This is a genomic window from Mesorhizobium sp. RSR565B, assembly GCF_054719465.1.
Genome location: NZ_JBTTIE010000001.1, coordinates 5,937,046 through 5,960,710, shown reverse-complemented (window position 1 = coordinate 5,960,710; position 23,665 = coordinate 5,937,046). Strand labels below are relative to the sequence as shown.

Sequence of the window (23,665 nt, the reverse complement as noted above, 5' to 3'; positions counted from 1 at the left end):
GATGAGGGTGGTAGTTCCATACTCTAAGGCAGCGCGCGGGATCCATCTCGCTTATACGTTCTACTATCGCGACGGCGACCAGGCTCGCCAGGTTCCGCCTGCCGAGACGCCAAGTTTTGAGGCCGCTCGCGCCGAAGCGATCCGTTGCGTAATTGGCCTGTTGGCTGATCTGGGCGATGACGATATGACCGGATGGTTAGTGCGCATGCGCGATCAGGCAGGCAACGAGCTTTGCACGATCAACGTTCTGCGAGGCCGAAGCCGCACCGCAAACGGAAACAAGCCGGTTAGGCAGCACCGCTCACGTCTGTGTCGATACGCCAGCCCTTATTCAATTAGATCGTCGGCGGTCGGAACTTTTGTGATGTTGAGCCCTTGTCCATTGAACAGTGGAGGTACCAATGGCTAACCTGGGAAAATTGGCGATCGCGATGCTCGGCGTCTTGGCATACCAAAATCGCGACAAGATCGGCGACATGATCCGTGGAGCGGGTGATCGCAACCCAAATGATCCGCAAGGCGGGATCCTGGATCAGCTTTCAAAAGGCGTTTCGGGGACCGCGCTTGGCGATATTCTCGACCGGTTCAGAGGGGCAGGCGCCGGATCGAAGGTCGATTCGTGGGTAGGCACCGGGCCGAACGAGCCGATCCAGCCGAGCGATGTGGAAGCAGCCATAGACGAAGACACCCTGACTTCCCTCTCGATGCAGACCGGCCTTTCGCGCGAGGAGCTCATAAGCCGGATCACGCGAGATTTGCCTGAGGCCGTCAGCAAAATGACGCCTGCTGGTGAATTGCCCGTTGAGGCGCCGAAAAGCTCCGGTGAGACGACCTTGCTCGACGACGTGCCATCGCACAGGACGCAAGCGAATTCAGGCGGTCAAAGCGATATCTAAGGTGACGGCTATCCATCAGGGAGAGATACTAAATCGTACTGGCGCGCGAGTTGGCATGATCGGGCAGGGCGGTCACGATGGTGATACAGCAGACGTACTTGCCGAGTTGGATCTATTGGCCGCGCTACTCGATTCCCGCTGGCGCATTCCAGGCACATCAATTCGTTTTGGACTGGATGCGCTCGTAGGTCTGGTCCCCGTACTCGGAGATGCGGCGACGGGCATTGTCTCGGCCTACATCGTCTTGCGAGCTAGAAACGTCGGTGCCGGAAATGGCTTGGTCGCCCGCATGCTAGGCAACGTGCTGCTGGATACGCTCGTAGGAAGTGTTCCAATTCTCGGCTCGATCTTCGACGTCTATTTTAAGGCGAACAATCGCAACGTCACTCTGTGAGGCGGATAACCAATCGTCGCGATGCAATTCTTCTAAAAGGCTCGGAACCGACAGGGGCGCTGGGGCTTGAGTCGCGATTCCTGGAGTCGCGAGTTTATGACCAGTGCCATTGACCGGCTTTCGTTCATCGAGTTCCAATCGCCCACACTGGTCGAGAAAGCTCCCGAAGGCGGAGATTGGCTTCACGAGATCAAATATGACGGCTACAGGACGCAGCTGGTCGTTGAAGGCGGAAAGGCGCGAGCATTCACGCGTCGCGGCTACGATTGGTCCCACCGTTACAAGGGGATTGTTCAGGCCGCGGCAAGCCTGCCGGTCAAATCCGCTATCATCGATGGTGAAGCTGTCGTCCTGGGCGACACCGGCCTGCCGGACTATCAAGCCCTGGAACGGGAACTGGGCAACCCAAGTTCGCTACGGATGACTCTCTACGCTTTCGACCTCCTGTACCTCGATGGCCGTGATCTACGGGAACAACCGTTAGTGAAGCGCAAGGCTGCGCTGAAGAAGCTGCTGACCGAAACCGAGCCAACCCTGACTTATGCCGAGCATCTGGAGGTGAACGGCAAGGATATGTTCGACCATGCCTGCCGGATGGGCATAGAGGGAATCGTATCGAAGCGAGCGGATGCTCACTACCGCTCGGGCGTCCAGACCAGTTGGGTCAAGGTCAAATGTGTCAAGAGCGACACTTTTCCAATCGTGGCTTTCGTCGAGAAACTTGGCGCGCAGCCGCGCCGCATCGCATCGTTGTACATCGGCAGGCGAGAGGGCGACCGGCTGCTTTATGCCGGGAAGGCCCAGACCGGCTATACGCTGGACGCAGCCCGGCGCGTTAGGGAGCGGCTTGATCCGCTCGTAGTCGCCAAGTCACCGCTGTCGGAGCCGATCAAAAAGCCCAAGGCGACATGGGTCAAACCAGACGTTCTCGCCGAGGTGCAATTCAGTGGCGTGTCGGACCGGGGCATCTTGCGTGAGGCGGTCTTCAAGGGACTCCGCGAGGACCTTCAGGCAATCCCGCCCAAGCCTCCATCGCCGTCCAAGCGGAGGTCGGAAGGCCAACACGGCGTCCCGCGCGAGAACATTCTCCAGCTGCTACCCGATGCGGTTGCACCTTCCAAGGAAGAGCTGGCAGACTATTGGCGGCGGGTCGCTGATCAAGCTCTAGTTCATCTGGTTCGGCGACCGCTGAAGCTGGTCCGCCACGCCTCCGGCGCAACCTTCTATCACAAGGGACCGCTACCTCGGATACCGGCGTCCGTGCACCAACTCCGCGTTCAAAAGCGCGAAGGCGGCGAAGGCATTCGGGTATGGATAGATGACATGGATGGTCTGGTTGGCTTGGTCGAGATGGATGCCGTTGAGCTTCATCCTTGGAACGCGACGATTGACGACATCGAACATGCGGACCGGCTCGTCCTCGACCTTGATCCCGGAGAAGGCGTCCCATGGGACGCTGTGATCGAGGCCACGCTGGCGCTACGGGGCATCTTGGAAGCGGCAGGCTTGGAGAGCTGGCCAAAGGTCACTGGCGGCAAAGGCATCCACTTGATGGCACCGCTCGTTGCGAAGATGACCCATGACAGCGCCCGGAAACTGGCCAAGTCGCTCGCCCACCGTCTGGTTGATACCGATCCTGACCGATACCTGTTGTCAGCTGACCCCGCCGCCCGAGGAGGCCGGATCTTTCTCGACTATCTCCGCAACGGACGGGGCAATACCGCAATAGGCGCTTTTTCCCCGCGAGCGCGGCCCGGCTTTCCAATTGCCCACCCGGTCACATGGAAGCAAGTCGAGGCGGGCATCCGGCCAGACGTTTTCACGCTCGCGCAGCCTTTCAGACCCGCTCGCCGAAAAGCCGCGTAGTGCGTCGCGACCATCAGCCGGTATCAGCGAGTTTCCTTGCCTCGCGTCCGAGCCTCTTCCGGTCGTTGCCGTGTTCTCTGATTAGCTCGCGCGTTCTGGCGTGATACGATGCTGTTTGGCGAAATAGCCAACCTCATAATCTTCATCGACTGATACACGGTTGCGATCTCGAAAATCACGCTTGCTCTTATCGTCTGCCATCATCTTTCCTCCTGATCAGAGAAACAACGACCGACGTTGTATGTTCCCGGCGCCTCACTTCGGCCGCCAGAGGCGCGGGCTGTCCGACCGTACTAGGGCCGCAGCCATTGCGAAGGTGATCTGGCGAAAGTTGGTTGGCCAAAGGCAAGGGTGATTTCGTTTGCTGTTCGGGATAGCTGACCGTCGATCGAGCCTGTCTGCGGGCCTCTTGGTTTTTTACGACGCCAGTCGGAACCCAGACGGGTCGCAGATGATTCAGATGCGCATCCGGGCTATCAACGAGGATCGTGAGCAAAATGGCGGGGGGTGACCACGAAGGCGACAAAACTGCGCTCCGGGAGCCCAAAGTTTCGTCTAGGACGCATGACCCGGGTCACAGCGCCGCGGCACGAGTTCGACTTCATCACCAAGGTCGGCCGCATAGACCACGCCGGAGCTCTCGCAATGTTGCAGAGGCATATGGGAGATATAGAGGCGGTCTTTTTCGGAACTGATGTTTTGGCTAAAGCGCTAGACCAGCCTGCCGAGTGACGCTCAGTTAATCCCTATCGCGGCGCCCAGCCAGCCTTTCCGTTGCCGCTCAGTAAGCCGGCACAAGGCGCGTGTTTCGCAACGGCAAGGCCATGGTGAACTGCAAGCCGTCACGATGGTAGTTCAATTCGATCTTGGCGTTGCATTGCACGGTCACGACTTTTTCCAGAAGTGTCGTGCCAAACCCCCGGCGACTGGGCTGCTCGACTTTCGGCCCATCTCGTTCCCGCCAGTCAAGATTGACGATCTGTGTATCGCCGGACCCGCCTAACGACCAGCGGACATCAAGGCGGCCTCCCGTTTGCGAAAGCGCGCCAAACTTCGACGAATTGGAGGCCAGTTCGTGGAAAGCCATCCCGACAGGGACCGCAATGTCGGCGACTAGCGCTACGTTCGGGCCTTCCAGAACGATACGCGGCCTGTCGCGCGTCTCATAGTGGTCAAGCTCGCTTTCGAGCAGCTTGTGCAGGGAGGCAGTCTGCCAATAATCGTCGGTAAGCATCGAATGGGTCTGGGCCAGGGAAACGAGCCTGGCTGAAAAATCGCGTACGAAATCATCGACGTTGCCGCTCGACTTGGCCGTCGCGCCCATCATGGCGCGAACGTTGGCCAGCGTGTTCTTGACGCGGTGATGCAGCTCGCGGATGAGCAATTTCTGCCGATCGGCGACCTCCCGCTTCTGTTCGATGTAGGACTGGACCTCACGCTGGCGGGCGCGGGCACGCAAGGCGGAGCGCACCGAGTTGGCGAGGCTCGAAGCCAGAAATGGCCGTTCAAGCACGATCAGATAGCGGTCCAGAAATGCCATCCGCGTGTCGACTTCGTTCCCCCGCATCGTCAGAAGCACGATCGGAAAATCCGACCATGCGGGTTGGGCTTCAAGCCAGGCCGCAAACTGCGTTCGATCGGAACTGAGCAGGGCCTCCTCGGCCACGACAAGGCACTGAGCCTCGTCGAGAAGCGGCACTGCCTCTTCCAAGCTGCCGCACACACGCGAGGCAATCTGGTTTGTAGCCAGGATGGAGGCCGCGATCCTCGCGTCACGGCCAAGCGGCGCCAGCACGAGAACGGCGGGGCTGGACGACATCACAGCGCCTTATTCCTCAGAAGGTCTGTCGGCTTGCCTTCAAATTCCGGAGATCCCATCAGGATGCCGCGGAATTGTTCCAGTGGCTCACCTACGGCCACGCCGTTACCGCCGATTTTAAACTCACGAATCGTCTCTTCGTGGGGGCCGACACGTTTCTTGACAACGGAAATCGCGCGTCTCAACTGACCTGCGTTCTCGAAGAAGCGCAGAAGCATGATGGAATCGCAGAGATAGGTCATGTCGACCGGCGCTGCCGTTTGCCCAAACAGCCCGTGATTGGCCAACAGCAGGATCGTCGCCACTGCCTTCTGATTGAGATAGGTGAGGATCTCGTGCATCTGAAGCACCAGATGTTGTTCTTCGGACATGGCATTGAGATAGCCAGTTAGGCTGTCGATCACGACGATCCGCACATTGGATTCTTCGACGGCCGCTTGGATGCGCGAAGACAATTCGCCTGGTGAAAGCTCAGCCGGATTGACAGATTCAAGCATCAGCGTGCCGTCCTCGGCAAACGGCTCCAGGTCCATGCCGAGCCCGGCGGCGCGCGCCAAAAAGATGCGCTTTGTCTCGTCAAACAACAGCACCAGCACACGCTCGCCACGCTCGAGTGCGGCATAGCAATAGGTGCAGGCAATGGTAGACTTGCCAACGCCAGACGGCCCCATCAGCATCGTGCTGGTACCACGGGCCAGCCCGCCGCCAAGCAGGGTGTCGATCCGGTTGTTGCTCATGGCCGGCGTATCATGCTCGGCCACCTCATGCTCGGCTGCAACGAGCCGCGGATAGGCGATAACGCCGCCTGGGCGAATGACGAAATCGTGAAAGCCGCCCCGGATCTGCACGCCGCGCATTTTGATCACGCGTAGCCGCCGACGCTCTCCACCATAGACGGGCGACAGCTGCTCCATCCGAATGACGCCGTGACTGATCGAATGCAAATTGAGGTCATCCTGCTCAGCGGTCAGGTCGTCGAGCATAAGCACCGTCACATTGTTGAGCATGAAGAAGCTCTTCAATGCCAACACCTGGCGCCGATACCGCAATGACCCTTGCGATAAAAGTCGAATTTCAGAGAGCGAATCGAACACCACGCGATCGGGTCTGACGCGTCCGATCTCGGCCATGGCAGACTGCACGGTTTCGCCGAGTTCCAATTCCGAGGAATGGATCAATGTCTGTAGCTGCGCAGGATCGAAACTGAGCTCCGGCGGCACAAGTTCAAGAATTTGCACCCCCTTCAGATCCCAGCCGTGACGGCCAGCAACCGAGAGCAGTTCGCGCTTGCTTTCTGACAAAGTGATGTAAAGGCATGTCTCGCCATTCTTGGCGCCCTCGATCAAAAACTGGAGGCCAAGAGTGGTTTTTCCAGAACCTGGTTTCCCTTCGATGAGATGGGAGCGGTTCCTGGCGTAGCCGCCACGAAGAATGTAGTCGAGGCCGCTAACTCCAGTTGTGATCGCCGAGGCGTCGTCTCTGTCCAACTAATCCCCCAATGTAATTTCGAGAACCAGATAACGACGGGCACCTTTCGCGGTTCCACGTCTCTCGGTGAGCGCCCTTGTCGTGAGACTCACGAAAAGGCGACAAGAAACGCGGCAAAAAAGGGCGCCGTACCTCCCGGAGCCCTTTTTCAAGTTCAGTTTGGAACCGGCGACCTACCAGCCTTGCCGGCCATACCAGTCATCGATGTCGCGCCGAGCGCGGTCCTTCTCAATGCCGTAGCGCTCCTGAATCTTGCCTTCCAACTGATCGCGGTTACCGGCAATACGGTCCAGATCATCGTCTGTGAGTTTGCCCCACTGTTCCTTGACCTTGCCCTTTACCTGCTTCCAATTGCCTTCGACACGGTTCCAGTCCATGGCACCTATCCTTGTTTGTTTCGGACTGAGAAAAACGCCGTAACGCTACCGGAGTTCCCGTCAAGTTTGAGCAGATCGACCGATCGAAGCGTGGCGAGGTAGGCGGCCCCGAAGCAACCCGCTCTGGAACGCGATGATGGCTTGCCGCGCCGGCTGTGTTCTCCACACTCTTGGCCACAGTCGCTCGCGAGACCAGCTTCGTTGGACAAACAGCGACAGGGATAGCGTGAAGCCAACTATGCTGCGTTGGTCATCCAAGCCTGGCGTCAGATACTAATTCTTGCTGTCGGGAGCCATGTTCCCTGCGGCTTTTGCCCTGAAGCGCCTTACCCGGCTGCGTGTGCCGCAGCTCTCATCCGAGCACCACCGTCTGCGCCCGCCACGCGAGGTGTCGATGAAAAGCCAACCGCAGTTCGGCCCGGTGCACTCGCGCACGCGGCGGCGGTCATTCCTGGACACCAAAAACTCGGCTGTCTCAAAGGCCACGCGGTGGCCGATCGTGTTCAGGCTGGCTGCGTCGGTCCACTGCCAAGCGAGGCGGTCGCCGGACGGGAAAAGCGAGCGCTTCGGCAGGGCTAGGGCGACTGCATCGCGCACGATTTGCAAGGCATCGTCCGGCACCCGGGCGCCTGCCGCCTCGGCCTGGAGAGCCGCGTAAACGGCCTCGCGCAAAATCTTGGCCTTTTCCAATGCCGCCTCCGCAAGGAGCGGGCGGGCGGAAGCCTCCGCGAGCAGTGCTCGCGCCTCATCGACGTCGATCAAATCGGCACGTCCAGCCCAGACGACCAGGTCGGCATAGGTCTGCAAGACGTCTGGCCCCCACACATCGCGTCGCGCGTCCACCGTGTTGACGAAGTCCAGGCAGGGGTGACCGCCAACCATGCGCATGTCGACGATAGTCTTCGCACCATCCATCCCGGAAACATCGGTTGGCGGAACCGTATTGGCAAGAGGCCGTTGTAACGAAATAAACGTCTTTTGGCCGTTACGACGAACCAACAACGCCCAGCGAAGGCTGCTTCCGATGAACCGCAACACAGCGACATTTCTGGTTTTATGTGTGATCTGGGGCACCACGTGGATCGGTATCAAGGCAGGGATCGCCACCGTGCCGCCTCTGATGTTCGCAGGCACGCGTTTTACAGTAGCCGGCTTGCTGATCCTCAGCGCGACGCGCCTAAGGGGCGCTGCTCTACCACGGGTGGCGAAAAGGAGTTGGCCGCGTCTTTTCGTTGTTACGTTGTTCATGATTCCGCTTTGCTATGGCCCACTCTTTTGGGGCATGCTCTACGTCGATACGGGCACCGCGGCTGTTCTTGAGCTTTCGCTGACCCCCGTCACGCTGCTTGGGTTTGCGTTGCTTCTGGGGGACGAACGCTATGACGGCCGCAGGCTCTTTGCGATTTTGCTCGGTGCGGCCGGTCTGTGCGTCCTGTTCGGGCCCGAAGCCTATGCTGGTTGGACACACGCAGACCAGCAGGGCAGGGGCTCCGGCTGCTGGCGATGACAGCGGTGGCGTCGGCAGCTTTAATCTATGCATGGGGTTCGGTGCTCGCGCGGCCGCTTCTTGAGGTATATTCATCGGACTTCATCGCCGGCTTCACCACCCTTTTCGGGGGCGCATTCCTAATTCTCATCTCACTCGTTGTGGAGCCAGGCGCGGCCGCGGCTCTAAAAGGCAATTGGGGCTGGCCGGCCTGGGTCGGGTGGCTGTTCCTCGTGCTGTTTGGTTCGTTCATAGGCTACACTCTATTTATCCGGCTCCTGCACGAAATCGGCGCCTCGCGCGCCGGAGCATTTGCCTTCGTCTCACCCGTCATTGCCGTCGTGCTTGGCATCATCACCTACGGCGAGGAGGTTAGCCTGATCGACATCATCGGCATGGCTATCATGCTCTTCGCAGCGTTTCTTGCGCTACGCGAGCGCAAACAGGAAACATCATCCGCTTCCCCGCCGTTGATTCCACGCTCCGCGCGGGCTGATGGCAGAATATGAAAGACGGCGCGCGCATCCAGCCGCCAATCAGCCTTGAGACGGAAAAGCACAAGGTTCGCGTCTATGCGAAAAGAGGGCTGTCCCGGCAGCGTATCCCGCCTACCACCGGCGGCGAGGAAAGCTCCAGCTCATATGACAACACTAGTCGGCGAGGGATTTTGCCGAGTTGCTGTCAAGATTGCAGGCGGGATTTGATGGAAAAATCGCGAGGCTGCAATCAGTGACCTATTCGTTCCGATGGCAATGCAGGCTATCCGCCAACACGTCGACAAGCTGTCAGCCGCATCGCTTCAGTTCCGCCACCTGAACGCCGAGACGGAATGCCTGACCATCGGCATAAGAACGTGCATAGCTTTCTGCTTCGAACGGAAACGTCAGGGTGCTGCCGTAGGCGGTGATGCGGACCGTCCACTTCTTGTCGCGAACGAGTTCGACCGAATTGTCGGGCGACGTCATGATTTCCTCCGGCACCAGCAAGGCGAAGGCACGGATAACGTCGCAAAGGTCGTTTGAATGCAAACAATCCGACACGCTCATGTCGCTTGTTCTATACGCCCAGACTTTCTCTCGATTAGAGCAGCGCCCGGCTGCAATGTCGGTGGCGTTAAGTCCCCTAGCTGCCAAGACCTTTCCCATTGGGTCGGTCCCCTTGCGGCCTCACGCAGCGACCTTTCTGAACCCAATCGCCGAGATCGTCAGCCCGCAGTGTCTTCGAGAGAATAGCCGGCAAGCCGCAGGGTGCGAATGGCAACTCTGCGACGACTGCTTCAACAACTTTCGCGACTGGCTCATGTGAACGTCGACCACCTGGGCGCTCACACTGGCTTTCTGCGAGCAGCCAGCTGCGATGAATTCATCACGGCTGATCACCTTTCAGGATTGTCGAGCATGTGGCGCAGCAACTTGAACTCGATCGGCCCAAGAGGAATCTCCCCGGTGCTGCAAACACGGTGGCATCGAGCTCCATCTCGACGTCGCGATATGTCAGTGGTCTGCGCTTCTGCGCCAATTTCGTGACGGTAGCCCAATCGCGAGCCTTCGCAGGTGGTCGAGGAGCTATTGCGGCGCAATGGTCTGATGAAGCGTTCGTCGACCCCGGGCTGCAACAGCCTGTGCTGACCTTCAGCACCTGGGGATATCAAGGCGACACAGGGCAGGGAATTGGTCCGGGCCATCCCGCTTCAGCCGGCCGCTCCCGTCGCCAGCTCATTGTCTGGCCGACAGTCCAGCACAATTCCCACGCACCGCCTTTTCGCGGCAAGACCTATCGCGTCACCGATCGAGCGGGCCAGCTTGCTGCCGAAGCCATCCACCTGCAGAATGTCGCCTAGGAGCAGGTAGAACTCCGCATCCTGCGAGGGAGATGCACCGGCCGCCGGCTCCGTCGAACTCAGCGAGGGAAACGGAAGTCAGCTCTTCGCAGCCCAACTTCGAGAGCAGACGTTCCTGGATTGGCCTTGGCACATTTATGAACGGTCGATTCCAATGGCTGTCAAAGAATACAGCGCGACATTGAGGGCGCCAGCGAACCAGCTCGAAACCGGTCGAGCTAGTAGCCGGGCCGGGTCAATCCGAGACAATTTCGTAGTGAAGAAGCTGGGCTTCGTCGAGTGCCGACTTCACTCCAGGCGAGATGACGCCGCAGCCGAAGAGGATAATATCTTCACGGCGTACGAATACTTCATGGCCCAGTCCCATGGACACAAATGTGCCCGAAGAGCTTCGTTCGAGAAGCCGAGCTCTGCCATTCAATATGGTGAAGGCGGCGTGGCGCCTCGATACCCAGGGCCGCTCGACGATGATATCGCATTCCGCCGATCTGCCGACTGTCACGGATTCGCCGTTTCGACAGGATCGCAGCTGATCTCTGTAGCGGATGACCAGATGAATCTGCCGCGGCAGGACCGAGCGTCTATCTGTAGTGGCGCCATGGCTGGTGATCTGCGTACCGGGGCCCCCATCGTCGCTCCACAGGGTATAGACATCGAAGAACTCTTGCTTCCCCTTCAAGGCCATTTTGTCGAGGAGCCGCAGGCCCTTGCGGCTTCTCGGGGAAAGGGCTTCGCAGAAGCTCTGGCTGATCAGCACCTCTCCGGGGTTCGCCGTGGTGGACAACCTTGCGGTGACATTGACAACGTCACCGAATATCGCGCCCCGCGCGCGAATGACCGCCCCGAAATGCAATCCGATACGGGCGCTTAACGGACCTTTAGTCAGTTGGTGGCTGATTTGGCAGACGGCCGTCAGCGCCATTTCCGGGCTCTCGAAGAGGCTGAGTATGTCATCGCCCTTCGAGTAAATGAAATCACCACCGTGTTTGGCGACGATCTCGCGCATCGTGTCCAGGCAATCCGAGACCTGCTGTAGAGCGGCATCGTCTCCGATCCGCTCATAGAGTGGCGTGCTGCCCACGACATCAGCTAAGAGGACTGCGGCAAGAAGCGTTTCCTGGTCCATCGATCTCGTGTCCGACCCAAAAAGTCAGCGTGCGTGTATAACACACGAGGTTGCCTGCGACATATCTGCTCGTGCGCCTGGGGCCGGGGCGATGCTTCAGGTGATCGTGGCGGACGGACGGGCGTATGCCATTCGTCGGCTTCGTGCCGACATCCAGAACCCTCTTCGCCCCAATCGTTCGCGACTTCGGTGCTATGAGTGGACTTGGTCTTTTTAGGTTCGGAAAGGCTGACCGAGTTGCAACGGGCGACGGCCTTCTCATGCACCATCAACCACGACCCGATCTCGGCCCTCCGACTTCGCACGGAATAGTGCCAGATCGGCGGCTTTGACGAGATCATTCGGGCTCTCGTTCGTATTTGGGACCGGTGGCGACGCCAACGCTGTGCTTTGCGATACGATCACGGATCCATTGATCAGATTTCAGGTATATTCTCTTTGAAGATCACCTGAAGTCGTGGTTGATGCGGTTCATAGTTCAGGTGCCTGACAGAGTGGCTTAAAATGTTGAGCGCTTCCCGCGCCTCGACGCGCGGATTTTGATCTATGACCGCATCGAGCGTCCCATCCAACAAAAGTTCCTTGGTGCCGTCTGTCACCTCGTGGCCGAGAAAGAGAATGTCTTTGGCGCGTCCACGCTCCTTGAGCGCCCGAGCGATGCCGGTGTTGCCGGCGCCGACATTGTAGATCGCGGCAAGATCGGGGTGCCGGTCCAGAAGCGCTGATGCTTCCGAATAAGCCTTCTCTCGGTCATCCAGCATTTCGCGCATCTCGACGATCTTGAGGTTGGGCGACTCCTCGGTCAAGATGTGCCGGAATCCCATCTCGCGTTCCTCATGGCCGCGGTAGGACAGCGAACCGGCGAACAGCGCCACCTTGCTTGGGCGTTCGGATCCCATGAAGCGGTTGAGCAGATAGCCGGCCAGCCGCCCCGCGGCGCGGTTGTCGATGCCGATATAGGCCACTCTCGGAACATGCAGGATGTCGGAGGCGATGGTCACCACCTTGACGTCATTGGCTGACAGCGAGCGGATCGCCTCGCGCACCGTTGGATGATCGAGCGCGATCACGCCGACGCCTTGTGTCTGTCCACGCAATTCTTGCAGCAGGCGGGCGAGCCGGTCGGGGTTGAAGCCCTCTATGGTGGCGATGTGGACGTCAAGATCGGGGCGCGCTAGGGCCTGCGCCTCGATGTGTCGATGCAGCATCTTGATGAAGGAATTGGTGCCGGCCGGCAGGGCGAAGTCGAGACGGATGACCTCTCCAGGTGAGGGCCTGGGCGGCGCTCCGTTCGGGCCTTCCGCGATGTAGCCGAGGCGCTGCGCCATTTCGAGCACGATCTCACGCGTGCGCGCCCGCACACCGGGCCTGTTGTTCAGCACGCGGTCGACGGTGGCGGCGGAAACGCCGGCTTCCCGGGCTATGTCAGTCAAGGTGGAACGCACCGTCTTCATCTCCTCAATGCATCAGATCGCACAATGCCGCTAGCCCGTCCGACGGCCACAGCTGCCAGCCATCAGCGATTCTGATGGGAAATGATGTATCGAGCCTTAGCCGATGCGCAAGGAGGTTGGGCTAAATCGCGTCGCCCGGCGTGATAGTCGCGTGCCAGAAAGGCAGATTTCCCATCAAATCGAGGCATTGAGCCCGTGTGTCGACCTTTGCATGACGTATTTTCTCCGCGGTTGCGGTGTTACGATGTATTTTGAGTATTTATGATGTTGACAGCCTTCCGGTGCTGCCGTCAATATCCCTCAACGGGCTCGTGGAGGAAACATCGGCCCTGAGGGAGGAATTCCAATGTCTGATTTGATCCGCATATCGCGACGCGGCTTGCTGGCGTCCGGAGGGAAGGCGGCGGCGTTCGTGGCTGCGGCCGGTATCGCACCGCAATTCATCCGTCCCGGCCGTGCCGTTGCGGCCGACGCGCTGGCGCCAGGCATGGTAGGCGGTCCCACCGGTTTCGAGGGCGCCGAGCGCTATCAATATGGCGCCGACACGCCGGAAGCCCGTGCCGTTGAGGCGGCCAAGGCCTTGAAGGGAGCTGGCAAGGCACCGGCCAAGATCGTGCTTGGCCTGTCGGATGGCTCGATTGGCCAACTCACACAGCCTTTCCCTGCGGGTGCGCCGTCGATCAAGGAGCTGTGGGAAAAGGAAACCGGCATCCAGATCGAGATCGTCGGCCTGCCGAACGGCCAGGAATTCACCAAGACGATGCAGGACATCTCCACCAAGGGTGGGGCCTATGACATCTACTCGACGGAATGGAACCGCCTCGGCGACCTTGCCGAGACCGGCGGCATCGCCAAGCTCGACGACTTCGTCGCCCAGTACAAGCCCGAATGGGACGATCCCAAGACCGGCTATGTCGACGGCGCCAAGGGCGTGTCGCTGCTCAACAAATATCGCGGGTCCAACTATGGCGTGTCGCTGGACGGCGACTTCCAGACCTGGGTCTACCGCACCGACCTGTTCGGCGACGCTGCCGAGCAGAAGGCGTTCAAGGACAAATTCGGCTACGATCTGGCGCCGCCGAAGACCTGGAAGCAGCACAGTGACATCGCGGGCTTCTTCCAGCGGCCCGACAAGGGCCTGTTCGGCTCCACCGACCTGCGCAACCAGGGCTGGGGCTACACCAACTGGTATCAGCGCTATGTCTCGATGGCATCGCCCAACCAGTTCCTGTTCGGCGACGACGGCAAGCCGCTGATCAATTCCGAGCACGGCATTGCCGCCACCAACGAATATGTCGGCTCGCTGGTTCATCACTCGCCGGACGCGATCTCCTGGGGCTGGCCGGAGCAGTATGGAAATTTCGCCAAGGGCGGCGCGGCGATGACCTGCGCCTTCTCGAACCTGCCGAAATTCCTCGACAATGCCGGCAACAAGGATTCTGCCGTCACCGGCAAGATCGGCTCGATGCTGCCGCCCGGCCGCGAAGTCGACGGCAAGCTGATCAGCCGTTCCGTGCTGTGGTTCTCGCTGACCGGCATGGTCTCGTCGCAGTCGAAAAACCAGGAGGTCGCCTACCTTTTGCTGCAGTGGCTGGGCTCCGCCCGCATCTATGCCTGGATGAGCGCCAATCCGGGCGGCTATCTCGATCCGTTCCGGCTCTCGGATTTCTCCGATCCGCTGGTGCGCCAGACCTACCACGCCTACCACATCGACGTGGTGCGCGAGACCGTCGCCCGCACGGTGCCGACGATCAACTATCCCGGCGCCACCGCCTTCCACAACGCATTGGACGAAAATCTGATGGCGTCGCTGACCAAGGCCAAGACAGCGGAACAGGCGATGGCCGACACGGAAGCGGAGTGGAAGAAGATCGCCCGCCGCATCGGCGAGGACAAATTGCTCGAAGCCATCAGGACGAACAAGGAGGCCTGGCCGACGGTTCTCGACCCGATCAGCTGATCCGTCTCCCTGGATCAGCGCTGGAGGGGAGGAGCATCTGTTCCTCCCCGCCGCAGTCAACGCCACCAGCAAAGCAGCCAGATGAACCGTTCCGTCCCCTTCGAGATATTCCGCTACGCCGCGATCTTCGCGGCGATGGCGGTGACGCTGGTACCGATCCTGTGGATGGTGTCGATGGCCTTCAAGCCGATCGCCGAATGGTCGGCGACCGGCGCCGACCTGACATGGTGGCCGAAGAACCCGACGCTCGGCAATTTCCAGTTCGTCTTCGGCGAGTCCAACAACAATCTGATCGTGGCGCTCGACCGCACCGCGCTGAAGCCGATCCTGTCGTCGCTGCTGTCTTCGGTGTTCGGCACGGCGATCGCAATGTCGGCGGGCACGGCTGCGGCCTACGGGCTGTCGCGTTTCGGCTCCGGCCAGAACCTGCCGCTGGCGCTGATCCAGCTCAGGCTGTTTCCGCCAATGGCGGTGATGATCCCGGTCATGATCATGTGGGCCTTCCTGAACTTCACCGACAGCTGGTTTGGCCTGGCCCTGATCTACGGCATCGTCACCCTGCCGTTCGCTTTCTGGCTCATGAAGACCTTCTTCGACGACATGCCGCGCGAGATCGAGGAAGCGGCGCTTGTCGAAGGTTGTTCGCGGCTGCGCGTCTTCACGCGCATCACGCTGCCGATGATGCGCGCACCGCTGGCCAGCGCCGCCCTCTTCGTCTTCATCCTCAACTGGTCGGACTATCTGATCGCGCTGCTGCTGACGACGCGTGAATGGGTGACGATCCCGGTCTACATGGCCTCGCTGTCCTCCTCGATGACCGGGCAGCTCTATGGCGCCAAGGCCGCGCTCGGTCTTATCGCCGCGGTGCCGCCGGTCATCATGGGCATCGCCATCCAGCGCCATCTGGTGCGCGGACTGACCTTCGGCGCGCTCAAGCAATGAGCGCGGTGACCGTGACTGTCTCAAAGGACGCAAAGGCCGCGCTTGGCAAGCCCGCGCTGCGGGACGAGGGAGCGCGGCTGGGATTCCGGCTGACGCTGCCGGCGCAGGTTTTGGTGCTCTTCATCTCCGTCTTCCCGCTGCTGATGCAGCTCTACATCAGCGTCACCGACTGGTCGCCGCTCTCCGGCCTCGGCTGGTGGAACGCATGGGAGATGTGGAACAGCTTCGCCAACTACACCGACCTTGCCGCCGATGCGCGCTTCTGGAGCGCGCTGAGGCGCACGGCCATCGTCATGGTCGTGTGCGTGCCCGTCGAATTCCTGCTTGGCCTGGCATTGGCGACGCTGTTCGCGGACGATTTTCCGGGCAAGCGGGTCTTCTATTCGATCCTGCTGATGCCGATGATGGTGGTTCCGGCGGTGGCCGGCTACATGTTCTTCATGCTGTTCCAGTCGGGCGGGCCGCTGAACGACATCCTGTCGGCACTCAGCGGTTCCCGCGTCACCATCGCCTGGCTGTCTGACCCCACACTGGCGCTGATCGCGGTGATCATCGCCGATATCTGGCAGTGGACGCCGCTGATGTTCCTGATCCTGCTTGCCGGCCTGGTCGGCGTGCCGCAGGACCAGATCAAGGCGGCGACCCTGCTCGGCGCCAACCCGTGGCAGCGCTTCGTCACCATCGTGCTGCCGAAGATGAAGACGATCATCATCATCGCGCTGGCGATCCGCGTCATCGAGAACTTCAAGATCTTCGACACGCTCTACATCATGACCGGCGGCGGCCCCGGCGTCGCCACGGAGACGATCTCCGTCTACATCTACAAGGTCACGACGCAGGACCTGATCTGGGGCTATGTGGCGGCGATCGCGCTGGCCATCCTGGTCGTGCTTTCGATCGTTGCCGTATTCGCCATGAAGCGCATGGCGCGCGCAAGGCTGGTGCCGGCATGAGCGCGATCCAGCTGCGCAACCTGGTCAAGACCTTTGGCGAGTTCACGGCGCTGAAGACCATGGACCTCGACATCGCCGATGGCGAGTTCATGGCGCTGCTCGGGCCTTCGGGCTGCGGCAAGTCGACGACGATGAACATGATCGCCGGCATGGAAGAGCCGACCAGCGGCAAGATCCTGTTTGGCGAGCGCGACATGGCCGGCGTGCCCATGGGCCGCCGCGGCGTCGGCTTCGTTTTCCAGAACTACGCCATCTTCACCCACATGACGGTGCGCCAGAACCTTGCCTACGGGCCGCGGATGCGCGGTGCGGCGACAGCCGAGATCGACCGCCGCGTCGGCGCCGTCGCCGAGCTGCTGCAGTTGACGCCGCTGCTCGACCGCAAGGCCGACCGGCTCTCGGTCAACATCCTGCAGCGGGTGGCAATCGGACGCTCGGCGATCATGGAGCCGGCGATCTTCCTGCTCGACGAGCCGCTGTCCAATGTAGACGCCGCCTTCCGGGCGGTAATGCGGACCGAGCTCAAGCAGCTGCAGCGCCAGTTCAGGCAGACGATGGTCTACGTCACCCATGACCAGCTCGAGGCCATGACCATGGCCGACCGCATTGCCGTCATGGATCACGGCGTGCTGCAGCAGGTGGGAACGCCCCTGGAAGTCTACAACAATCCAGCCAATGTCTTCGTCGCCCGCTTCATCGGCGCTCCGGGCATGAACCTGCTGAAGGGAAGGCCGGCGGAGAGCGACCGGGGCCTGGTGGTCGATCTCGGGCCACTGGGGGTCACGCCGACGCTGCCGGATGCGCTGGCCGCCACCTTGCGCGGATCGCGCTCTGAGGTGCTTTACGGCTTCCGGCCCGAACAGGTGTCGCTGGTGCAGAGCGGGCAGGGCCTCGCCATGCCGGTGAGCTTCGTCGAGCGGATCGGCGCGAGGACCATCGTCCATCTCGGCGATGGCGAGACCGCCGTGAAGGCGGTGTTCGACAATGCTGTCGGACTGTCGATCGGCGAGCTTGCCGTCGTCGCCCCCGTGGCATCGTCCGTGCGTGTCTTCGATGCCCGCAGCGGCATTGCGATGAAGGCAGGTTGACATGGCCGATATCGTCTTTCGCAATGTCAGCAAGCGTTACGGCACGACGCTCGCCGTCGACGACGCCTCGTTCACCGTCAATGACAACGAATTCTTCTGCTTCTTCGGGCCGCCGCTGGCGGGCAAATCGACAATCCTGCGCCTGGTGCTCGGGCTGGAGACGCCTGACGCCGGAGAGATCCTGATCGGCGGCAAACCGGTCAACACCGTCTCGCCGGCCGAGCGCAATGTCGCCATGGTGTTCCAGAACCTGGCGCTGTTCCCGCATATGAGCGCGCGCGAAAATGTGCGTTTCCCGCTGGTCGAGCGCAAGGTCGCCGAGGCCCAGATCGAAACGCGTGTCGCCGATGTGGCCGCCAAGCTCCACATCGGCCATATTCTGCACAAGCCGCCGGCGCAGCTTTCCGGTGGCGAGCGGCAACGCGTGGCGATAGCCCGCGCCCTGGTGCGCGACCCGAACGCCTATCTGATGGACGACCCGATCTCTGCGCTCGATGCGCGGCTGCGCGAGGAAACGCGCGTCGAGCTCAAGCGCATCCAGCGCGAACTCGGCAAGACGCTGATCTACGTCACCCATGACCAGGAAGAGGCGATGTCGATCGCCGACCGCATCGCGATTCTGGAGAATGGCAGGATCCGACAGATCGGCGCCCCGTCCGAGATCTACGACCGCCCGGCGAACACCTATGTGGCGCGACTGCTTGGTTCGCCGATGATGAACATCCTCAAATCCGTTCGCGGCGAAGATGGCCTCGAGGCCGCCGAAGGCACGGTCAGCATCGACGATCGCGCTGCTCCGGCCGACGCGATCGAAATCGGGCTCAGGCCGGAGGACATCAAGGTCGGGCCCTGGGTCGAAGGGGGCGCTGGCCGCCCGGCGCGCGTATTCGAGGTCGAGCCCCTTGGCGGCTACACGGTGGTAACGCTCGCCGCCGGAGAGGCGCGGCTGAAGGCGCTGCTGCGCGGCCAGCCCGACATCAGGCCGGATGCGGTGGTAGCGATATCCTGCGAGCCGGCCCGGGTGCATTATTTCGGGCAGGACGGAGGCGCGTTGGCGAGATGATCGCGGCTGCGAAAACAGAATTGCGGGAGGAAGACATGGCGAGCGAAGGCTTCGAGCCGGACGTGAAGGTCCGCACGAAAGAATACCGTATCGGCTGCATCGGCGCCGGCATGATCATGGCCGAATGCCATCTTGCCGCCTATGCGCAGGCCGGTTTCCCAGTCGTCGCCATCGCTTCGCGCACCAAGGCCAGTGCCGAGAAGGTAGCTGCACGCTGGAGCATTGCGACCGTCCACGACACACCGGAACAGCTGATCGAGGATTCTGAGGTCGAGATCGTCGACCTTGCCTTTCCACCCGACCAGCAGCCGGCATTGATCCGCCATGCGCTGAAGCAGCCTCACATCAAGGCGATCCTGGCGCAGAAGCCGCTGGCGCTGTCGGTCGATGAAGCCGTGAAACTGCGCGACGAAGCCGCAAAGTCCGGCAAGATCCTCTCGGTCAACCAGAACATGCGCTACGACCAGTCGATGCGCGTGCTGAAGCAGATCATCGACCGCGGCGCGCTGGGCGACATCGTCTTTGCGCAGATCGACATGCATGCGATCCCGCACTGGCAGACCTTCCTTCAAGACTACGACCGGCTGACGCTGGCCAATATGAGCGTGCACCATCTCGACGTGCTGCGCTTCCTGTTCGGCGATCCCTCGGAAATCACCACCCTGACACGCAAGGACCCGCGCACGACATTCGAGCATAGCGACGGCATCACCGTCTCGACGCTGCGCTTTCCCTCCGGCGTGCTCGCCGTGTCGCTGGAGGATGTCTGGTCCGGACCGCGCCAGGAGGGCTATCTGGACGACCAGCACATCAACTGGCGCGTCGACGGCACCAAGGGTGTCGCCAAAGGCACGATCGGCTGGCCGAAAGGCGTGGCCTCGACGCTGACCTATGCCTCGACCGAGACGACGGATGGCAAGTGGGTCAGCCCGAGCTGGGACACGATGTGGTTCCCGCATGCCTTCATCGGCGTGATGGAGCAATTACAGCATGCGGTGAAGACAGGCGCGCCGCCGGCATTATCGGTTGCCGACAACGTCAAGACGATGGCGCTGGTCGAGGCCGGCTATCGCTCGATGGCGCAAGGCCGCACCGTCAAACTGTCCGAGATATCGATAAAGTCAGCCAACTGAATCGCTTAGGGAGGAGTTCACATCATGATGCAGGCAGGTATTTTCACGGGCTATTTCCCGTACGGCCTCGAAGAGACGGCAAAGAAGATCCGCGGGCTCGGTTTCAACACGGTGCAGCTCGACCTGCATTTTAGGGATATCGATCTGTCGGCCGGGCAGATCACCGAGGACAAGGCCAAGCAGGTGCGCGACGTCTTCCGCGACAACAACCTGCCGATCTGCTGCGTGTCGGGCTACACCAACATCATCCATCCCGACAAGGCCGAGCGCGACAAGCGCGTCGGCTATCTCAAGGAGATCATCCGCAACGCCCGCAGCTTCGGCTCGCCCTACGTGATCTCCGAGACCGGTACCTACAACACCGAATCCGACTGGGTGCATCATCCCAAAAACAAGACCGAGGAAGGCTTTGAGGAGTGCCGCAAGGTGATCGCCGAGCTTGCCCAGACCGCCTATGACCACGGCGCGGTCTTCCTGCTCGAGACCTACGTCAACAACGTTGTGGGCTCGGTCGAGGAGACGGTGAAGATGTTCGCCCAGGTCGACCATCCCGGCCTCGGCCTGCTGATGGATCCGACCAACTATTTCGAAACCCACAACATCGACCGGATGGACCAGATCCTGAACCAGGTGTTCGATACGCTGGCCGACAAGATCAAGATCGCGCATGCCAAGGACGTCAAGCGTTCGGGCAGCGACAAGTCGGAAAAGCATGCCGACATCGGCGACGAGGATGCGATGGAGAGCCACACGTTCCGCGGCGTCGGCGAGATCGAGCTGCCGGCGCCCGGGTTGGGATCGCTGAATTACGATCTCTATCTGCAGCGGCTGGCGGAAAAGCACCCAAACATCCCGGTCATCATCGAGCATCTCTCGGAAGACGACGTGCCGCGCGCGAAGAAATTCCTCGACGGGAAGTTCCGCACCAACGGCCTGTGAGTGCCGGTTGCGCCGCCGGCGCATGGCGGCGCAGCTCCAACCAAGGAAGGAATGAATGTTGAAATTCGCATTGAAAGTGGCTGCTGCGGCGACGCTGGTAGCCGGGGTCTCCTTGAGCCTGCCGGCATTCGCCCAGGACGGCCAGAAGACCTTCTATCTGCTGTCGCATGGTGGCCCTTCGGACGCGTTCTGGATCGACTGGAATGCCGGCGCGACCAAGGCCTGCGACCAGCTCAAGGTGACCTGCAAGATCTCGTTCAGCGGCGGCGACATGGCGGCGCAGAAGGAGGCTTTCAACTCGGCGCTCGCCGCCAAGCCGGACGGCATCGCCACCACCTCGGCTCAGCCCGGCCTGTGGACGGAGGAGGTGAAGGCCGCCAAGGCCGCCGGCATACCGATCGTGTTCTTCAACACCGACGATCCGGCGACCGGGCGGCAGGCCTATGTCGGGGCCGACCTCAGGGAAGCGGGCGTCATCTGGGCCAAGTATCTCGTCGACCACAAGATGGTGAAGCAGGGCGACAAGGTGTTCCTGCCGGTCGAAGTGCCGGGCGCCAGCTACCAGCAGCTCGAGACCGAGGGCATCGCCAGCGTCTTCGATCCGCTCGGCATCAAGTACGACGTGGTCGATTGCGGCACCGACCCGGGCGGCATCATCGCCAAGATGACCGACTACATGGTCGCCAACAATCCGCCGGCAATCATTGCACTGGGCGATTCCGTGGCAGCAAGCATCAAACGCGTCTTCGACGGGGCCGGTGTGTCGGCCGGCAAGGTCCCGGTCGTCGGCTGGGGCAACTCAAAGGAGACGGCCGAGGCGGTCAAGTCCGGCTTCGTCAATGCTGCGGCCTGGCAGTACCCGTCGGCGCAGGGCTTCATGCCGGTGGCGCTGCTCGGGCTTGCGGCCTCTGGCGAGCCGGTCGGCTACGACATTCACACATTCAGCCTCTACGACGCCTCGAGCGTCGAGCCGATCCTGAAACTCTACAACAAGTGACGACAATCGGCGCCCGCCCCGAAATGGCGGGCGCCGGACGCATGGTCCTGACAGATATGGCAATCATAGCAGACGACGACACGCAGCGAGCGAAGGGCAGGTCTGCGCTGCTGCGTTCACCGCAATTCTCCTCGCTCATCATCCTCATCGTGCTGCTCGTGGTGTTCGCCATCGCCGACGGCAACTTCCTGTCGCCGCTCAACATATCCAACATGATGGCGTTCCTGCCCGAGCTCGGCATCATCGCTCTCGGCATGACGCTGCTGCTGACGGCGGGCGAGTTCGATCTGTCGGTCGGCGCCGTGTTCGGCCTTGCGCCCGTCGTGGTGATGCTGCTGGTGCAGAATGGCGGTATCGACATCGGCGTCGCCCTCCTGGCCGGGCTTGTGCTGTGCATCGCGATCGGCGCCATCAACGGGCTGATCGTCACCAAGATCGGCATTTCCTCGTTCCTGGTCACGCTGTCGATGCTGCTCGTCGTGCGCGGCGCGGCGCTCTACATCACGCAGGGATTCCCCCTGAAGTCGTGGGACCAGCCCGGCTTCTTCGTCACGCTGCTTGCCGGCAGCTTCAATGTAGGCTCGTTCCGGTTCTACACCTCGCTCTGGTGGTTCATCGGCCTGTCGCTGCTGGCGATTTACATCCTGCGCTACGCGAAGCTCGGCAACTGGATCAGCGCCATCGGCAGCAACCGCAACGCAGCGGTGGCGCGCGGCGTGCCGGCCGACGCGGTCAAGATCTGGCTGTTCATCCTGACCTCGGTGGTGGCCGGGCTGGCCGGCATGATCAGCGCGTTCCGGATTTCGGCCGCCTCGCCGGTGGCCGGCACCGGCTACGAACTCGAAGTGATCGCCATGGTGGTGGTCGGCGGCACGGCGCTCACTGGCGGGCGCGGCACCATCCTCGGCACCATCGTCGGCGCGCTGATGCTGCGCGCCATCCGCAACGGCATCGTGCTGATCGGCGTGCCGGGCTTGGCATACAACATCTTCGTCGGCGTCATCATCCTCGCCATGCTCATCCTGCACGCTTTGCTGCAGAAGAACGCCGCAAGGAGCTGACGATGGAAGTGCTGCGTCTGCAAGACCTGCAAAAGTCCTTCGGCAACGTGCGTGCGCTGAAGAACGCCTCGTTCACCCTCAACGAAGGCGAGGTGGTTGCCCTGCTCGGCGACAATGGCGCCGGGAAATCGACGCTGATCAAAGCGATCTCCGGCGTCTTCCCGGCCGACCACGGCGACATCTTCGTGCGCGGCGAGAAGGCATCGATCCGCTCGACGCGCGACGCGATGGACCTCGGCATCGAGACCATCCATCAGGACACATCGCTCGCGCCGGACCTCAGCATCGCGCGCAATCTTTTCCTGGGCCGGGAGCCGGTCAATTTCGGCTGGCTCGGCGTGTTCGCGCCGCTCGATCTCGCCAAGCTTCGCAACGCCGCCTCGGCGCTGCTGAAGCGGGTCGGCATTTCGAAAAAGCTCGATGCAGATGCGCTGGTGAGCACCCTCTCGGGCGGTGAGCGGCAATCGATCGCGATCTCGCGCGCCATGCAGTTCGCCGCCAAGGTGATCATACTCGACGAGCCGACCAACAATCTTGGCGTCGAGGAAACCCACGGCGTGCTGCGCTTCGTCAAGGAGGTGCGCGACGCCGGCCACTCGGTGCTGCTCATCACCCACAACATCCACCACGTGTTCCAGGTCGCCGACCGCATCATCGTCATGCGCCGCGGCGAAATCGTCGCGGAACAGACGGTCGCCGACACCGACCTGTTGACGGTGGAAAGCATCATCACCGGCGCCGACATGTCGGCCTTGCTCAAGGAGGCGAGGGCAAAGTGAAGGA

At 61.3% G+C, this 23,665-nt stretch carries 25 protein-coding genes; 17 read left to right on the top strand and 8 right to left on the bottom strand.

Annotation, left to right across the window (positions count from 1 at the left end):
- Position 1: 1 nt before the first annotated feature.
- The 4 genes from ACYG9R_RS28795 (at position 2) to ligD (ending at position 3,156) form a co-directional block, all read left to right on the top strand.
- On the top strand, positions 2 to 409 hold the full coding sequence (locus tag ACYG9R_RS28795; protein WP_460221869.1) for a DUF6894 family protein: 408 nt from the start codon (positions 2 to 4) through the stop codon (positions 407 to 409).
- Entirely contained in the window at positions 402 to 896 is a 495-nt protein-coding gene (locus tag ACYG9R_RS28790) for a YidB family protein (RefSeq protein WP_023823222.1), read from the top strand. The genes ACYG9R_RS28795 and ACYG9R_RS28790 overlap by 8 nt, the downstream gene beginning before the upstream one ends.
- A 55-nt stretch (positions 897 to 951) precedes the next feature.
- The gene (locus tag ACYG9R_RS28785) at positions 952 to 1,290 is read left to right on the top strand and encodes a DUF4112 domain-containing protein (RefSeq protein WP_031199114.1); all 339 of its coding nucleotides are present in this window, start codon (positions 952 to 954) and stop codon (positions 1,288 to 1,290) included.
- A gap of 96 nt (positions 1,291 to 1,386) precedes the next feature.
- Positions 1,387 to 3,156, top strand: a complete 1,770-nt coding sequence (gene ligD, locus ACYG9R_RS28780) for a DNA ligase D (protein WP_023823220.1) — start codon at positions 1,387 to 1,389, stop codon at positions 3,154 to 3,156.
- 81 nt (positions 3,157 to 3,237) lie between these two features.
- Here the strand turns inward: ligD and ACYG9R_RS28775 are convergent, their stop codons facing one another.
- From ACYG9R_RS28775 to ACYG9R_RS28755, 5 genes are all read right to left on the bottom strand, one after another.
- Positions 3,238 to 3,360, bottom strand: a complete 123-nt coding sequence (locus tag ACYG9R_RS28775) for a DUF3606 domain-containing protein (protein WP_348529184.1) — start codon at positions 3,358 to 3,360, stop codon at positions 3,238 to 3,240.
- A gap of 577 nt (positions 3,361 to 3,937) precedes the next feature.
- A complete protein-coding gene (locus tag ACYG9R_RS28770) occupies positions 3,938 to 4,975 on the bottom strand; it encodes a sensor histidine kinase (RefSeq protein ID WP_031199112.1) in 1,038 nt (345 codons plus the stop codon).
- On the bottom strand, positions 4,975 to 6,462 hold the full coding sequence (locus ACYG9R_RS28765; RefSeq protein ID WP_023823219.1) for an ATPase domain-containing protein: 1,488 nt from the start codon (positions 6,460 to 6,462) through the stop codon (positions 4,975 to 4,977). The genes ACYG9R_RS28770 and ACYG9R_RS28765 overlap by 1 nt, the downstream gene beginning before the upstream one ends.
- A 174-nt stretch (positions 6,463 to 6,636) precedes the next feature.
- Positions 6,637 to 6,840 carry a CsbD family protein gene (locus ACYG9R_RS28760; RefSeq protein WP_023669466.1) on the bottom strand — a complete coding sequence of 68 codons (204 nt, stop codon included), beginning with the start codon at positions 6,838 to 6,840 and terminating at the stop codon, positions 6,637 to 6,639.
- Between the two features lie 273 nt (positions 6,841 to 7,113).
- Entirely contained in the window at positions 7,114 to 7,878 is a 765-nt protein-coding gene (locus tag ACYG9R_RS28755; protein ID WP_155923172.1) for a CGNR zinc finger domain-containing protein, read from the bottom strand.
- Between ACYG9R_RS28755 and ACYG9R_RS28750 the strand changes: the two genes are divergently transcribed.
- A complete protein-coding gene (locus tag ACYG9R_RS28750) occupies positions 7,865 to 8,347 on the top strand; it encodes a DMT family transporter (RefSeq protein WP_245260005.1) in 483 nt (160 codons plus the stop codon). The genes ACYG9R_RS28755 and ACYG9R_RS28750 overlap by 14 nt on opposite strands.
- Positions 8,344 to 8,835, top strand: a complete 492-nt coding sequence (locus ACYG9R_RS28745) for a DMT family transporter (protein WP_081726785.1) — start codon at positions 8,344 to 8,346, stop codon at positions 8,833 to 8,835. The genes ACYG9R_RS28750 and ACYG9R_RS28745 overlap by 4 nt, the downstream gene beginning before the upstream one ends.
- A gap of 276 nt (positions 8,836 to 9,111) precedes the next feature.
- On the opposite strand, the gene ACYG9R_RS28740 is transcribed toward ACYG9R_RS28745, so the two are convergent.
- Positions 9,112 to 9,372 (bottom strand): hypothetical protein, encoded by a 261-nt coding sequence (locus tag ACYG9R_RS28740; protein ID WP_245260004.1) that lies wholly within the window; start codon positions 9,370 to 9,372, stop codon positions 9,112 to 9,114.
- Between the two features lie 353 nt (positions 9,373 to 9,725).
- On the opposite strand from ACYG9R_RS28740, the gene ACYG9R_RS28735 reads away from it, so the two are divergent.
- A complete protein-coding gene (locus ACYG9R_RS28735; protein WP_155923170.1) occupies positions 9,726 to 10,166 on the top strand; it encodes a hypothetical protein in 441 nt (146 codons plus the stop codon).
- Between the two features lie 235 nt (positions 10,167 to 10,401).
- Here the strand turns inward: ACYG9R_RS28735 and ACYG9R_RS28730 are convergent, their stop codons facing one another.
- Together ACYG9R_RS28730 and ACYG9R_RS28725 are read right to left on the bottom strand one after the other, a co-directional pair.
- On the bottom strand, positions 10,402 to 11,292 hold the full coding sequence (locus tag ACYG9R_RS28730; protein ID WP_023669471.1) for an adenylate/guanylate cyclase domain-containing protein: 891 nt from the start codon (positions 11,290 to 11,292) through the stop codon (positions 10,402 to 10,404).
- 416 nt (positions 11,293 to 11,708) lie between these two features.
- Positions 11,709 to 12,737 carry a LacI family DNA-binding transcriptional regulator gene (locus tag ACYG9R_RS28725; protein ID WP_023669472.1) on the bottom strand — a complete coding sequence of 343 codons (1,029 nt, stop codon included), beginning with the start codon at positions 12,735 to 12,737 and terminating at the stop codon, positions 11,709 to 11,711.
- Positions 12,738 to 13,092: 355 nt separating this feature from the next.
- Between ACYG9R_RS28725 and ACYG9R_RS28720 the strand changes: the two genes are divergently transcribed.
- The 10 genes from ACYG9R_RS28720 to ACYG9R_RS28675 all read left to right on the top strand — a co-directional run bounded on the left by ACYG9R_RS28720 (position 13,093) and on the right by ACYG9R_RS28675 (position 23,661).
- Positions 13,093 to 14,706 carry an extracellular solute-binding protein gene (locus ACYG9R_RS28720; RefSeq protein ID WP_023700495.1) on the top strand — a complete coding sequence of 538 codons (1,614 nt, stop codon included), beginning with the start codon at positions 13,093 to 13,095 and terminating at the stop codon, positions 14,704 to 14,706.
- Between the two features lie 81 nt (positions 14,707 to 14,787).
- On the top strand, positions 14,788 to 15,648 hold the full coding sequence (locus ACYG9R_RS28715) for a carbohydrate ABC transporter permease (RefSeq protein WP_023700494.1): 861 nt from the start codon (positions 14,788 to 14,790) through the stop codon (positions 15,646 to 15,648).
- Positions 15,645 to 16,601, top strand: a complete 957-nt coding sequence (locus ACYG9R_RS28710; RefSeq protein ID WP_352462969.1) for a carbohydrate ABC transporter permease — start codon at positions 15,645 to 15,647, stop codon at positions 16,599 to 16,601. The genes ACYG9R_RS28715 and ACYG9R_RS28710 overlap by 4 nt, the downstream gene beginning before the upstream one ends.
- Positions 16,598 to 17,689 (top strand): ABC transporter ATP-binding protein, encoded by a 1,092-nt coding sequence (locus ACYG9R_RS28705; protein WP_023669476.1) that lies wholly within the window; start codon positions 16,598 to 16,600, stop codon positions 17,687 to 17,689. Before ACYG9R_RS28710 ends, ACYG9R_RS28705 begins: the two co-directional genes overlap by 4 nt.
- 1 nt (position 17,690) lies before the next feature.
- Complete coding sequence (locus ACYG9R_RS28700; protein ID WP_023700491.1) at positions 17,691 to 18,752, top strand: ABC transporter ATP-binding protein; 1,062 nt, start codon at positions 17,691 to 17,693, stop codon at positions 18,750 to 18,752.
- Between the two features lie 35 nt (positions 18,753 to 18,787).
- Positions 18,788 to 19,885, top strand: a complete 1,098-nt coding sequence (locus ACYG9R_RS28695) for a Gfo/Idh/MocA family protein (RefSeq protein WP_460221868.1) — start codon at positions 18,788 to 18,790, stop codon at positions 19,883 to 19,885.
- A 24-nt stretch (positions 19,886 to 19,909) separates the two neighbouring features.
- Positions 19,910 to 20,824 carry a sugar phosphate isomerase/epimerase family protein gene (locus tag ACYG9R_RS28690; RefSeq protein ID WP_023823212.1) on the top strand — a complete coding sequence of 305 codons (915 nt, stop codon included), beginning with the start codon at positions 19,910 to 19,912 and terminating at the stop codon, positions 20,822 to 20,824.
- 55 nt (positions 20,825 to 20,879) lie between these two features.
- Entirely contained in the window at positions 20,880 to 21,821 is a 942-nt protein-coding gene (locus ACYG9R_RS28685; protein ID WP_023823211.1) for a sugar ABC transporter substrate-binding protein, read from the top strand.
- A 56-nt stretch (positions 21,822 to 21,877) separates the two neighbouring features.
- The gene (locus ACYG9R_RS28680; RefSeq protein WP_050590338.1) at positions 21,878 to 22,882 is read left to right on the top strand and encodes an ABC transporter permease; all 1,005 of its coding nucleotides are present in this window, start codon (positions 21,878 to 21,880) and stop codon (positions 22,880 to 22,882) included.
- Positions 22,879 to 23,661 (top strand): ATP-binding cassette domain-containing protein, encoded by a 783-nt coding sequence (locus ACYG9R_RS28675; protein ID WP_023693351.1) that lies wholly within the window; start codon positions 22,879 to 22,881, stop codon positions 23,659 to 23,661. The genes ACYG9R_RS28680 and ACYG9R_RS28675 overlap by 4 nt, the downstream gene beginning before the upstream one ends.
- The last annotated feature ends 4 nt before the right edge of the window (positions 23,662 to 23,665 follow it).

Excerpts from the sequence above, each read along its gene's own strand:
- ACYG9R_RS28795 (WP_460221869.1), top strand. The coding sequence starts at position 2 with ATGAGGGTGGTAGTTCCATACTCTAAGGCAGCGCGCGGGATCCATCTC.
- ACYG9R_RS28790 (WP_023823222.1), top strand. The coding sequence starts at position 402 with ATGGCTAACCTGGGAAAATTGGCGATCGCGATGCTCGGCGTCTTGGCA.
- ACYG9R_RS28785 (WP_031199114.1), top strand. The coding sequence starts at position 952 with ATGATCGGGCAGGGCGGTCACGATGGTGATACAGCAGACGTACTTGCC.
- ligD (WP_023823220.1), top strand. The coding sequence starts at position 1,387 with ATGACCAGTGCCATTGACCGGCTTTCGTTCATCGAGTTCCAATCGCCC.
- ACYG9R_RS28775 (WP_348529184.1), bottom strand. The coding sequence starts at position 3,360 with ATGATGGCAGACGATAAGAGCAAGCGTGATTTTCGAGATCGCAACCGT.
- ACYG9R_RS28770 (WP_031199112.1), bottom strand. The coding sequence starts at position 4,975 with ATGTCGTCCAGCCCCGCCGTTCTCGTGCTGGCGCCGCTTGGCCGTGAC.
- ACYG9R_RS28760 (WP_023669466.1), bottom strand. The coding sequence starts at position 6,840 with ATGGACTGGAACCGTGTCGAAGGCAATTGGAAGCAGGTAAAGGGCAAG.
- ACYG9R_RS28750 (WP_245260005.1), top strand. The coding sequence starts at position 7,865 with ATGAACCGCAACACAGCGACATTTCTGGTTTTATGTGTGATCTGGGGC.
- ACYG9R_RS28745 (WP_081726785.1), top strand. The coding sequence starts at position 8,344 with ATGACAGCGGTGGCGTCGGCAGCTTTAATCTATGCATGGGGTTCGGTG.
- ACYG9R_RS28740 (WP_245260004.1), bottom strand. The coding sequence starts at position 9,372 with ATGAGCGTGTCGGATTGTTTGCATTCAAACGACCTTTGCGACGTTATC.
- ACYG9R_RS28730 (WP_023669471.1), bottom strand. The coding sequence starts at position 11,292 with ATGGACCAGGAAACGCTTCTTGCCGCAGTCCTCTTAGCTGATGTCGTG.
- ACYG9R_RS28720 (WP_023700495.1), top strand. The coding sequence starts at position 13,093 with ATGTCTGATTTGATCCGCATATCGCGACGCGGCTTGCTGGCGTCCGGA.
- ACYG9R_RS28715 (WP_023700494.1), top strand. The coding sequence starts at position 14,788 with ATGAACCGTTCCGTCCCCTTCGAGATATTCCGCTACGCCGCGATCTTC.
- ACYG9R_RS28710 (WP_352462969.1), top strand. The coding sequence starts at position 15,645 with ATGAGCGCGGTGACCGTGACTGTCTCAAAGGACGCAAAGGCCGCGCTT.
- ACYG9R_RS28705 (WP_023669476.1), top strand. The coding sequence starts at position 16,598 with ATGAGCGCGATCCAGCTGCGCAACCTGGTCAAGACCTTTGGCGAGTTC.
- ACYG9R_RS28700 (WP_023700491.1), top strand. The coding sequence starts at position 17,691 with ATGGCCGATATCGTCTTTCGCAATGTCAGCAAGCGTTACGGCACGACG.
- ACYG9R_RS28695 (WP_460221868.1), top strand. The coding sequence starts at position 18,788 with ATGGCGAGCGAAGGCTTCGAGCCGGACGTGAAGGTCCGCACGAAAGAA.
- ACYG9R_RS28690 (WP_023823212.1), top strand. The coding sequence starts at position 19,910 with ATGATGCAGGCAGGTATTTTCACGGGCTATTTCCCGTACGGCCTCGAA.
- ACYG9R_RS28685 (WP_023823211.1), top strand. The coding sequence starts at position 20,880 with ATGTTGAAATTCGCATTGAAAGTGGCTGCTGCGGCGACGCTGGTAGCC.
- ACYG9R_RS28680 (WP_050590338.1), top strand. The coding sequence starts at position 21,878 with ATGGCAATCATAGCAGACGACGACACGCAGCGAGCGAAGGGCAGGTCT.